Source organism: Paenibacillus terrae, from assembly GCF_005217525.1.
GTDB lineage: Bacteria > Bacillota > Bacilli > Paenibacillales > Paenibacillaceae > Paenibacillus > Paenibacillus terrae_C.
This window is the reverse complement of sequence record NZ_PNXQ01000005.1, coordinates 19,112-32,798: the sequence shown is the minus strand read 5'-3', so window position 1 is coordinate 32,798 and position 13,687 is coordinate 19,112. Positions and strand designations below refer to the sequence as shown.

General features: G+C 46.0%; 2 protein-coding genes. Both read left to right on the top strand.

All coding sequences use genetic code 11. The features are described from left to right. On the top strand, nt 1-5,138 hold a 5,138-nt coding region (locus tag C1I60_RS03410; RefSeq protein WP_212734427.1), incomplete at its 5' end, for a non-ribosomal peptide synthetase. A gap of 20 nt (nt 5,139-5,158) precedes the next feature. Then, a complete protein-coding gene (locus C1I60_RS03405) occupies nt 5,159-13,681 on the top strand; it encodes a non-ribosomal peptide synthetase (protein WP_137060493.1) in 8,523 nt (2,840 codons plus the stop codon). Nucleotides 13,682-13,687 lie beyond the last annotated feature (6 nt).

Genomic DNA, 13,687 nt, shown 5'->3' with positions numbered 1-13,687 from the left:
CTATACAGGCATGGACGGGTATCACGGAAGTAGCGATCAGCCTGGAGGGGCATGGCCGAGAGGCGATCGTGCCGGAACTGGATGTAACGCGGACGGTAGGGTGGTTCACCAGTCGCTATCCGGTACGGCTGCCCTTTCCGGCAGGGCAGGCATTATCCGTGCAAATCAAGACGGTGAAGGAGGAGCTGCGGCGAGTTCCCAACAAAGGTATAGGGTATGGGCTGCTGCGCTACACCTTGGATCAGACCGAGGGTGGAATAGCTGGTCCAACACCGGAAATCAGCTTTAACTACCTGGGGCAATATGATCTGAACTCGGATGGACATATGCGACCATCACCGTATCCTGGCGGCTTAACTGTAAGTGAGCGTCATGTTCGTCCGTACCTGCTTGAGATACACGGAATGGTTTATGAGGGGAAATTGTCGCTGACTATTTCCTATAGCCACACCCAGTACAAGAAGGAGTCCATAGAACAGCTTGGCAACTGCCTGAGAACGAGTCTGCAGGAAATTATACTTCATTGCATTTCTAAAGAAGGAACAGAACTCACACCTAGTGATGTATCGTTTTCTGAAATGGAAATCGCCGAGTTGGACCGTTTGATCCAATCTACACAACAACTAGGTGAATTGGAGAGCTTATATCCGATGACACCGATGCAAAAAGGCATGTTGTTTCACAGTTTGCTCGATTCCCAATCGGAAGCCTATTTTGAACAGATGATCATTCATTTGAAGGGTCAACTGGATCTGGATATTCTTGCTCAAAGTCTCAACAGATTAGGACAGCGACATGCTGTGTTCAGAACCAGCTTTTATAGGGGCTGGAACAAGGAAGCTCTGCAAGTGGTATTTCAAAAAAGCCGAATTGATCTGGTTTATCAGGACATCAATTGCATTGATAAATCAGAACGAAACGACAGGGTGTTCCATTTGGCGGCTGAAGACCGAAGAAGAGGCTTTGATCTAGAGCAAGACGCGCTAACGAGGTTTACGGTTTTGCAATCAGGTCCTGATGAATACGATTTGATCTGGAGCTTTCATCATATGTTAATGGATGGCTGGTGCATTCCGATGGTTACACAAGAACTGTTTGAGCTTTATGATGCGATCAGCCAGCGTCGTCCTCCTCGGTTGAAAGAGGTTTTTCCGTACAGCAGCTATGTGAACTGGCTTGGAGCGCAAAATCAAAAGGAAGCATCCGATTACTGGAAACATTACTTGGCAGGTTATGAAGGACATACCAGCCTGTCATCCGTTTTGCCACCGTCTCCTGTTGGGGAGCCATGTCAAGAGAAGCTGGCTTGGAGCTTGGGAGAAGACCTGACAACTAAATTAAAAAACACAGCCATCCGTCAGCATGTTACTGTCAATACCCTGATGCAAACGGTGTGGGGCCTGCTGCTGCAGCGATATAATAACACCACTGATGTCGTGTTTGGCAGTGTTGTATCTGGTAGACCGCCTCATTTGCCCGGAATTCAGGACATGATTGGTTTGTTTATCAATACCGTGCCTGTTCGTATTCAGTGCAGTCCAGATCAGACTTTTTCTGAAATCATCCGTATCGTACAACAACAAGCTGTTGCTTCACACAGCTATGAGACGTTCCCGCTATATGAAATTCAGGCACAAACAGACCAAAAACAAAAGTTAATCAGCCATATTATGGTTTTTGAAAATTATCCGATTGAACAGGCTCTGATACAAGGCAGTGATCCGGAAGCAACATCATTGCAGATTTTGGACGTTAAGACATCTGAGCAAACCAATTATGATTTCATGATAAGTGTCGTTCCTGGTGGAAATATGCAAATCGAATTTCAATACAACACAGAGACATACAGCCATGCACATGTGGCAAGGATGAAGGGACATCTAGAGCGTATAATTACCCAAGTTACCAATTTACCAGACCTTGTAATCCGCAAGCTGGATATACTGACACGCGAGGAATCCCAAAATATTCTTGAACATTTTAACAATACAGCGGCAGTTATCCCGGAACATATTCTTATTCATCAGTTTTTTGAAGCGCAAGTAGCCCGAACACCAGAGCGCATCGCACTGGTATATGGTGAGGTACAAATGACTTACGCAGAATTAAACGCGCAAGCCAACAGGTTGGCTCGCACATTAAGAAAAGCAGGTGTTCGTGAGGATCACCCTGTAGCTATACTATTTGAGCGTTCACCCCAGGTCATTCTCAGTATGCTGGCCATTTGGAAAGCGGGCGGGGCCTATGTGCCCATTGATCCAGAATACCCGGCGAGCAGAATCGAGTACATGCTAGAGGATTCGGGGGCAGCGGTTTTGCTGACGGACTATCATACGCAGCATCCTATAAACTTTGCTGGAGAGAGCATAATAGTTGATCACACGTCATGCGGTGATGAGGATTCCCGTAATTTGGAATGCAATTGTTCCATTTCTAATTTGGCTTATATCATTTATACATCGGGGTCGACCGGCCAGCCTAAAGGCGTGGCGGTAGAGCATCGTTCCGTTTTGAATTTTCTTCATACTTTAGAACAACGGAGTCCCCTTGAAGCGGAAGATGTACTTTTACAAAAAACTTCTGTCTCTTTCGACGCATCTGTGTGGGAATTGTGCTGGTGGATGCTAAGGGGAGCTTGTCTCAGTATACTGGAGCCCGGAGAAGAGAAAGACCCTGCAGCTATCACGGCCGCCGTCCAACGATACGGGGTGTCACATCTCGAATTCGCACCTTCCATGCTTCAAGCTTTTGTAGATTATGTTCGCGAGTACAGCGCAGCAGATCAGCTTGCAACATTAAAATATATATCGGTTGGGGGCGAAATGCTGTCGTCGTCATTAGCCCGGCAATTTTATGATGTGCTGACAATCCCGAATGGCACGCAGTTGTATAACACCTATGGGCCTACTGAAGCAACCGTTGAAGTTGCCAGTTACTTGTGTCATGATCAGCACTTTGAAAATAGCATCCCTATCGGTACGCCCAATCTCAATACTCGTCTATACATTTTAAATGAATCTTTACAGCCGCAGCCTATTGGAATCGCAGGGGAACTTTACATTGCGGGAGCTGGTGTGGCAAGAGGATACGTGAATCAACCGGAAGCAACTGCTTCCCGTTTTGTGCCGGACCCGTTCCAGACCGAACCGAACGCAAAAATGTATCGCACCGGAGATTTGGCGGTCTTTGGGTCAGAAGGATATGTGTACTGTCTTGGCCGTCTGGACGATCAGGTTAAGATCCGGGGATTCCGTATTGAAATGGGTGAGATTGAAAATGTACTGCTTAAGCTGGAATCTGTTCAGGAGGCGGTCGTTCTCGCAAGAGATGATGGCGACGGGGACAAGGTTTTGTGCGCTTATATTACAGCAGGGGAATGTCTCTCCACTAAAGATGTACGTGCAGCAGTCGCGCGTTATCTGCCTGCATACATGGTTCCATCCTTTGTAATACAACTAGATCGTATGCCCTGGACAACCAGCGGGAAAATCAATCGCCAGGCATTGCCTGTACCAGCCGCAGATCAGCAGTCGGCTGAATCCTACATCCCGCCACGCACACATACGGAACAGCTGCTTACAGCGATATGGGCTGACATATTGAAAAGAGAACGAGTGAGCATCACGGATCATTTCTTTGATATCGGCGGTCATTCACTTAAAGCAACTCAACTTGTTGCCAAAATTCATAAGGAATTAAATGCTAAAGTTACGCTTAAGGATATTTTCACATACCCAACCATTGAAGACTTGGCGGGGTATGTAGATCGGATGGAGAACCGTACATCGTATACTCCTATACCGAAAGCTCAGGAGAGTGTGTATTACCCTGTTTCTTCCGCACAGAAGCGGCTGTTTATAGCTAGCCAGTCTACAGGTGGAGAAATGATCTACAATATGCCCGCTGTGCTGATTGTGGAAGGGGCATTGGATGTAGATCGACTGGAATATTCGTTAAGGCAATTGATTCAACGGCACGAACCTTTGCGAACGGGCTTTGAAGCAATTGAAGGGGAACCTGTGCAATATGTGCATGCAGAAGCAGCGTTTGATCTTGAGCAAATAAATTCTGGCGAAACAACAGCGGTTGAGGTCATAATAAGTAACTTTATCCGGCCCTTTGAGCTTCATCAACCTCCTTTAATGCGTGCCGGGGTTGTCCCGCTTGGTAACAGTCGCCATTTGCTGTTGTTTGATATGCACCATCTGATTTCGGACGGCATTTCTATGAATATTTTTATGAAAGAATTCATTGAATTCTATGAGGGGAAATCTATGCCTCCTCTTACTATTCAATACAAGGATTATGCCGTATGGCAGCAACAGCAGCTTGAAAATGAAGAGATGCACAAGCATGAAAAATACTGGCTTAATATGTTTAACGGTGACTTACCTAAGCTTGAATTACCGACAGATTATGAACGGTTACCTGTGCAAAGCCATGAAGGTGAACAATTTCAATTTGAGGCGGATATTACGGTTAGTCAAGGCATTATGAACTTGGAGAAACGTACAGGGGCAACCCTCCACATGATTTTATGGGCAGCTTATACGGTTTTGCTTGCGAAATACAGTGGGCAGGAGGATGTGATTGTGGGTGCACCGATGGCGGGCAGGACGCATGTAGATACGGAGCCGTTAATTGGTATGTTCGTGAATACACTCGCTATTCGGAATTATCCCGCAGCAGAGAAATCATTCCTCACGTATCTCCAAGAGGTCAAAGATACGATGACAAGTGCCTTCGAGCATCAAAGCTACCCATTTGAGGAATTAGTGGACAAGCTCCATTTAAAAAGGGACATTAGCCGGACTCCATTATTTGATACGATGCTTGTACTTCAAAATACAGAGGAGACGACCCTGGCAATAGAGTCACTGACATTTACGCCATACACTAATGCCTACACTACCGCAAAATTTGATCTAACCTTATATGCGACGGCTGATGAACAGGGCTTACGATTCAGTTTTGAATATGGTACTCGTCTCTTCAAGGCCAAAACGATGGAGCGCATGTCCAATGATCTGCTTCTTATACTGAAAGCTATATCTACTGACCCGAGAAGGAAATTAATGGACATTTCATTGAGTGAAATGAAGGAAAATGAGCTTGGACTGATTGAAATCTCGATTTAAGACATCTTTACCAAAACGGTATGAGCAGACTGATTTCACTGTACTTCCAACAATTTTCCAAGGAGAGGGCCGCAATGAACGGATTTGAAAAAGAAGGAATATTTTGGAGCGAACGTTTTGATTCTGACAGTCGGATGACAACATTTCCCTACAGTCACCCGGAAAACGGAGGGCAGCCAGCATGGGCAACAATTCAGACTGATTTGCCTTCCGAAATATCCAGCCGTGTATTGTCTATGGCTAAGGATTCGGATATGGCAGTGTATCTGATTGTTTTAACTGGCTTGAGCGGGCTGCTGTTCAAATACACTAATGAAAAGAATCTCATTTTAGGAATTCCGACTACACAGGCTCATCAGCAAATGTATCCATATATCGAGGAAATGCTGCCTTTAAAAGTAGAAATAAGCGATTCTTCTACTTTCCGATCGCTGTTAAGGGAGGTCAACCTGTCGGTTAATGAGTCCATTAAGCATCAGAATTTCCCTTTTCACAAAATGACGGAGCACCTGCATCTACCGACTGATGAGAACGGTATTCCTAGTGTGCATACCGTTGTGTCACTTCGTGAATTACATGCTTCCGAGTTCCGTGATATGGCAATAACCGATAGTATCTTAACGTTCAGCCAGAACATGGGGACGCTAGCGATGTCCCTCCAATACAATAGCAGGCTGTATGACGAATCTTATATGCACAAAGTAATGGAGCATTTTATCGGCATATTTACATTGATGATGGATCAGCCCGGACTGGAATTAGGCAAAATGGACATACTGTCTGCCGCAGAGCAGCAAGAACTTTTGACCTGTTTAAACGATACCACACAAGCAGATTACCCGCGTGAAGAGACAATTCACGGCTTGTTTGAGAAACAAGCCTGTCTCAGACCAGATCATTCTGCTGTTGTATATCAAGACCAATGCTTAACCTACAGGCAACTAAATGAGCAGGCTAATCGGCTGGCAAGAACATTAAGAGCGGAGGGAGTAGTTACCGATCACTTAGTTGGTATACTGGCTGATCGTTCTCCGGCCATGATCGTTGCAATCTTGGCCGTCTTGAAAGCTGGAGGCGCCTATGTTCCTATAGACCCTGAATACCCGCAGGAACGGATTGAGTATATGATGAATGATTCCTGCGTTCAGGTTATTTTGACACAAAGCCATCTTCAAGCGAAGGTTGGTACTTCTGCCAATGTAAAGGTTCTGCTGCTGGACGATGCACATTCGTATGCTGAGATTCACTCTAATCCTCAGTATCCCGTGCATTCGCAAGCCCTTGCTTATGTAATCTACACATCTGGAACTACGGGCCAACCTAAAGGGACTCTAATTGAACACAAAAATGTTGTACGGCTGTTGTTTAACAGTCAAAACCGGTTTGACTTTGGAGCGGAAGACACCTGGACGATGTTTCATTCCTATTGTTTTGACTTCTCTGTTTGGGAGATGTACGGGGCATTGCTAAACGGGGGTAAATTGGTCATCGTACCAGCTTTAACGGCTAAAAATCCGCAGGAGTTCAGAAAACTGATTCTGTCTGAAGGGGTTACAGTTCTGAATCAGACGCCCACTTATTTTGCACAGCTCATTCAGGAGGAGTTCTTGCACAGTCCGACTATGCTGCATTTACGGAAAATCATTTTTGGCGGGGAGGCACTCCGTCCTGCGATACTCAAGGAATGGCGAGAACGATATCCAGCGATACAATTAATCAATATGTACGGCATTACAGAGACGACCGTGCATGTCACGTACAAGGAAATTGGAGAGCAAGAGATAGAGTCTGGTAAAAGCAATATTGGACAACCCATTCCGACACTACAAGCTTATGTATTAAATAACCGAAAGCAGCTTATGCCTGTAGGCGTGCCCGGGGAATTGTATGTAGCTGGCGACGGATTAGCTAGGGGTTATTTACAAAAACCAGAGCTAACAGCAGGAAAATTTGTGGAGCATCCATTCGTGTCCGGTGCAAAAATGTATAAAACCGGAGACTTGGCCCGTCTGCTTCCAGACGGCGATCTGGAATATTTGGGACGCGCAGATCATCAGGTGAAGATCAGAGGATACCGCATTGAACTGGGTGAAGTGGAATTACAGCTTATGAAAATCCCTTCAGTCCAGGAAACAATAGTTATTGCTAGAGAAAATGGAGCAGGGCAACAGCAGCTTTGCGCTTATGTGGTGGCAGAACAACGTGTGACGGCAGCCGGCTTGAGAGAGCAGCTTGCCCTGCATTTGCCCACATATATGATACCATCCCATTTTATTCAGTTAGAACGAATGCCGCTCACACCAAATGGGAAAATTGACCGCAAAGCTCTGCCTTCTCCCGAGACTATGGTGCATGCCGATAAAGCTTATGTGCCACCGAGTACGCCAGCGGAGGCTGCTTTGGCCGTCATTTGGGAAAATGTTCTTGGTGCCTCGAGAGTGGGCATTACCGATAATTTTTTTGATCTGGGAGGAGACTCCATTAAATCCATTCAGGTATCTTCCAGATTGTATCAAGCAGGATACAAGGTTGGTATGAAGGAACTGTTCAAGTATCCGACTATTGCGGAATTAAGTCCTTACATCCAGTTAATAAGCCGGACGGTTGATCAAGGGGAAGTACAAGGGAAAATGAAATTATCCCCGATTCAACACTGGTTCTTTGAACAGATGACTACGGATATTCATCATTTTAATCAGTCTGTCATGCTCTACCGTGCGGAATCGTTTGAGGAAACTGCGCTACGTAAAGTCATGTCGCAACTGGTATGTCATCATGATGCGCTGCGCACGGTATTCCGGGAGAGTGGGCAAGGCTATGAAGCTTGGAATCGGGGAAGCAATGAGGGAGAAACGTTTTGCTTGTATACCTACGATTTCACCCGCGAAAAGAACCCTGCTTGTTCAATAGAGCAAAAGGTGTCGCAGATACAGGAGAGCATGGATTTGTGCAACGGTCCTCTTATTAAACTTGCTCTTTTCCGATGCGCAGAAGGCGATCACTTGTTCATCACCATTCATCATTTAGTCGTTGACGGGGTTTCATGGCGTATTTTGCTGGAGGACATAGGAACAGGATATGACCAGGCGCTTAAAGGGGAAAGGATCCAATTCCCATATAAGACAAGCTCATATCGGGAGTGGACGGAGTGGCTTAGCGTGCATGCCAATGATTCGCATTTACAGGAAGAACGCGAGTATTGGGAACGCATGGAAGCCTTCTCTGTAGCTTCTTTACCTAAGGACAGACAGGCGGATAATGGTCGAATGGCTGACAACGCAGTGATAACTGTACAGTGGACCGAAGAAGAGACTCAGATGCTCTTAAAGAAAACGCATAAAGCATACAATACTGAAATTAATGATCTGTTATTAACTGCACTCGGATTGGCGGTCCAGCGTTGGACCGGCTTTGAGCAGGTTGTAGTTAATTTGGAGGGCCATGGACGTGAAACCATTTCTCCGGATCTGGATATGACGCGGACGGTTGGTTGGTTCACGAGCCAATATCCGGTTCTGCTGAATATCAGCCGGGACCATACACTATCGGACCATATTAAACATGTGAAAGAAGGGCTTCGCCAGATTCCACGTAAAGGGATTGGCTATGGTCTGTTCAAATATTTGTACGCCCGACAGACGGAACGCAATGTCCTGTGCAAACCGGAAATCAGCTTTAACTATCTTGGTCAATTTGATCAGGATTTAAATAAGCAATCGCTTCGTCCATCATCTTATAGCGTCGGTCCGTTGGAAAGTGAAAATCATCCGCGACATTATGCTCTGGATTTAAACAGCATTATTTCCGGCGGTGCCTTAACCCTATCCATAGGATACAGCGTTCACCAGTATGACGAACAGACTGTGCGCCTGTTTGGTGAGTATGTGCGGACGGAGCTTTGTAGAGTCATACAACACTGTGCGGCCCATACACGTACAGAGATAACACCAAGCGATATCTCATTCCAGGGATTGACGATTCCTATGCTTGATGAACTGGTGAAGTATACAGCGGATACTGGAGAGATTGAAAATATATGCTCGTTAACTCCCATGCAAAAAGGCATGTTATACCATAGTCAGCTTCATACGCAGTCCGGGGCTTATTTTGAACAAGCAAATTTTAATATTCAGGGGAATTTGGATATCTCTCTAATGAAGCAAAGTTTACAGCAGCTTACGCAACGACATGCTATTTTCCGTACTAACTTTTACGGTGGCTGGAGCGATATGCCTTTTCAAATTATTTATCGGCAAAGGAACTTTGAGTTTCATGAACAAGATATCCGGGGGATAAACAAAGAGCAGCGTGAAGGTTATATAGATGCTTACACAAGGGATGATGCGTCTAGGGGCTTTGATTTGTCACAGCATGCACTTGTTAGGATGTCGGTCTTGCGTACTGATGACGCTGCTTATCGTTTTATTTGGAGTTTTCATCATATCCTAATGGACGGATGGTGTGTACCGCTGGTCCTCCGCGAACTGCTGGAAATCTATACTGCGGCACAGGAAGGACGAGAACCCCGTTTGCCTGAGGCAGTGCCCTACACGACGTATATTGAATGGCTGGAACAGCAAGATGAGGAGGCAGCAAAAGCTTACTGGAAAACCTACTTGCATCAATATGAAGGGGAAACGCTTCTTCCTGGAAGCAAGCTGACAGCAACCGAAGCGTTTGAAGCGAGTGCCTATGATCCGCAGCAATGGACCCTCTCGGTCGATTCACAATTAACTGCCCGTTTAAAACAGATTGCCGCTGAGCATAAGGTAACTTTAAACACGTTGCTTCAAACGGCGTGGGGAATACTGCTTCAAAAGTGGAATCGTCATCAGGATGCGGTATTTGGAAGCGTTGTGTCCGGCAGACCTGCTGAAATCCCGGGGGTTGAACATATAGTTGGCTTGTTCATTAATACAATCCCTGTACGCGTTCGCTGTGAACCTACAGATACTTTCAATCAAGTAATGGCTCGGACTCAGCAGATGGCTATAGCCTCTCATGCTTACGACACGTATCCATTATATGAAATACAGGCCCAGTCCAGCGTATCTCGTAATTTAATTACACACCTGCTGGTGTTTGAAAACTATCCAGTAGAGCAGCAGATGGAAGAAGTAAATGCTAGTCATCAAAATTCCGGTACATTGATAGTAACAGATGCTTCACTTGATGAATATACAGGCTATGATTTTAATCTCATAATCGTTCCCGGAGAAACGCTTATCTTCCGTTTTCAGTACAATCAGCTGGCTTATGCGGAAGAAGATGTGCAACGATTGGGTGGTCATCTGCTGCAAATATTATTTCAGGTCGCACAGTGCCCGACTTTTCCTGTACAAGCATTGACCTGTATTACAGAAGATGAACAGACACAGATATTAGATGAGTTCAATCAGACGGATAAAGCATATCCATCCAATCTGACCCTTCATCAATGGTTTGAAGAACAGGTGGCGCAGACACCGGACCAGGTTGCTGCGATAGCGGGGGATCGGCAATTCACGTACCGGGAACTTAATGGACAGGCCAATCGGTTGGCAAGGACGTTGAGATTAAACGGAACTGGACCCAACCAAATCGTCGGGCTGATGACGGATAGATCGCTGGAAATGATGGTTGGGCTGCTTGCTATACTCAAAGCCGGCGGAGCCTATATGCCGATTGACCCGCTGCTGCCTGAGGAACGCATAGCCTACATGCTGCACGATGCAGACGTAACTGTAATGCTGTTGCAGGCTCATCTTCAGCCACAAACTTCCTTTACAGGCTGCCGTCTTGTTTTGGAAGATCCGGGCTGTTACCAGGAGGATGACAGCAATTTGACTCCTATTGCCGGTCCTGAAGATTTGGCATATGTCATCTATACTTCAGGTACGACCGGTCATCCGAAAGGGGTTATGATTGAGCATCGTTCTGTCGTAAACCGGATCCATTGGATGCAATTCAGTTATCCTCTGAACGATAAGGACGTTATTTTGCAAAAGACTACCTTTAGCTTCGATGTGTCTGTATGGGAGTTGTTTTGGTGGGGGACTCAAGGGGCAAGTGTTGTTTTTCTGGAGCCCGGAGCGGAAAAGGACCCATTTATGATCGCTCAGGTCATAGATCGCCATCAGATTTCAGTGTTACATTTTGTTCCTTCCATGCTGTCCGTATTTCTGGATGGTGTGGCAGGTGGTATCCATGACATATCGCTACACAGCTTGCGCTGGATATTTGCCAGTGGAGAGGAACTGAAACCACAGCATGTTAGCCGCTTCAATTCACTGCTGCGAGAACCTAACGGGACACGGCTGGTGAATTTATACGGACCGACGGAAGCAGCTATTGATGTATCTTACTACGATTGTCCAGAAGGCGTGGCTCCAGGGAAAATACCTATAGGAAAACCGATTCATAACATCAAGCTGTATATCGTAGATGCGGATCATCATTTGCAGCCAATAGGAGTTCCAGGAGAGTTATGTATCAGCGGAATCGGATTGGCTCGTGGCTACATCAACCGTCCTGAGCTGACGGCAGACAAATTTGTTGCTTGCCCGTATGCTTCTGGAGAGCACATGTACAAAACTGGTGATTTGGCTCGCTGGTTGCCGGATGGAAATCTGGAGTATTTAGGGCGTATCGATCATCAAGTGAAAATCCGGGGTTACCGGATTGAACCTGGTGAAATCGAAGCGATTTGGCTAAAAGTACCGAATGTACATGAAGCTGTCGTCATGGCGAGGAAGGACCATACAGGTGAACCTCTACTGTGCGGATACTTTACAGCAGCTGTTCCGATATCCGCTTCCGAGATTATGGAAACCCTGTCCCAACAGCTTCCAGCTTACATGATACCTTCTTTTGTCATGCAGCTTGACCATCTGCCTGTTACATCCAATGGAAAGCTGGATCGCAAGGCTCTCCCGGAGCCTGATAAAGTGGACTTTATGCAGGATCGGTATACTGCCCCACAGACAACACTGGAAATACAGCTATGTGGAATATGGGAGGAAGTTCTTGGTTTGTCGCCGATTGGGTTGGAGGGTCATTTTTTTGAACTTGGAGGCCATTCTCTGAAAGCAACTACACTGGTTTCCAAAATTCAAAAGAGCATGAATATACCGTTAAAAATCAGGGATGTATTCCAGCATCCGATTCTGGGACAAATGGCGCAATACATCTCGAACCTAGAGCAACAAATCTATATCCCGATTCCGGTGGCGGCAAGCAAAGAGCACTATCCGCTTTCTCCGGCGCAAACACGGCTATACTTGGCAGCCCAATCCCAAAGCGGCGGAACTGGATATAACATGCCAAGTGGTATGGTCATGGAGGGAGAACTGGATATCGCTCGTCTGGAAGAAGCATTTCGCCTGCTTATAGCAAGACATGAATCGCTCCGCACGGGATTTGAGTTCATTCAGGGGTTGCCAAGACAGCGGGTGCACGCTGAGGTTCCTTTTTCCATCGACATTGTCGGGGAGGAAAAAAAGGAGGATTATGTTCGTCATTTCGTTCGACCGTTTGATCTGGGGCAAGCACCTCTGCTTCGAGTATCTATCATCGTGCTTGAACGGGAACGCCATATTTTGTTATTTGACATGCATCATTTGATATCTGATGGAGTATCCATGAACCTTCTCGTGCGTGAGCTGGTCAGCCTGTATGAAGGGGAGAAGTTGCCACCGCTTCGTATTCAATACAAAGATTATGCGGTGTGGGAAACGGAACATTTCCGCCGGGACCAACTGGCGAAGAAAGAGGCTTATTGGCTGAACAGGTTTAGCGAAACTCCACCGCTACTAGAGCTTCCTACGGATTTTAACCGTCCGACTGTATGGAATCCAGAGGGAGCAGTCGCGTCCTTCGAGCTGGATGAAGCTTTAACAAGGTCGATAAGCAAAATGGAAGAGGACGAAAAAGTAACCTTGTATATGATCTTGCTGTCTGCTTATACGATACTTCTGTCCAAATACAGCGGTCAGGAAGATATTATTGTAGGAACTCCTGTTGCGGGTAGAACCCATGTCGATATGGAGCCGCTCATTGGTATGTTTGTAAATACTTTGGCGATTCGCACAGCTCCTCAAGGTGAACTGACATTCACCAACTATTTGGGCCATGTTAGAGAAACTATGCTGTCAGCCTATGAAAACCAGGAGTACCCTTTTGAGCAGATGATTCACCGTCTGGGCATTTCGGCACCAGCCAATCGGCATCCTTTGTTTAATACGTTTTTTGTCCTGCAAAACATGAATGCTGAAGCAATTCACAGCAGTTCTCTAAGGATGGAGCCGTATGATCTAGGTGACACCACCGTGGCTAAATTTGATTTGACGCTGTACATGCATGAGGATGGAAACAGGATTTACGGAAACTTTGAATATAGCACCAGCCTTTTCAAAAAACAGATGATTGACAAGCTTGTCGCTGATTATACACATATTCTCTCAGTGGTTGCCCAACAAGTCTCCATTAAAATCAATGAAATTCAATTGCAACAAGCAGAGGCCCAATCTATCGTAGACATGGACGCGATAGAGCTTAACTTTTGACGATGA

Bases quoted from the DNA above. Each gene is read 5' to 3' on its own strand.
- C1I60_RS03405 (WP_137060493.1), top strand. From the start codon at position 5,159: ATGAGCAGACTGATTTCACTGTACTTCCAACAATTTTCCAAGGAGAGG.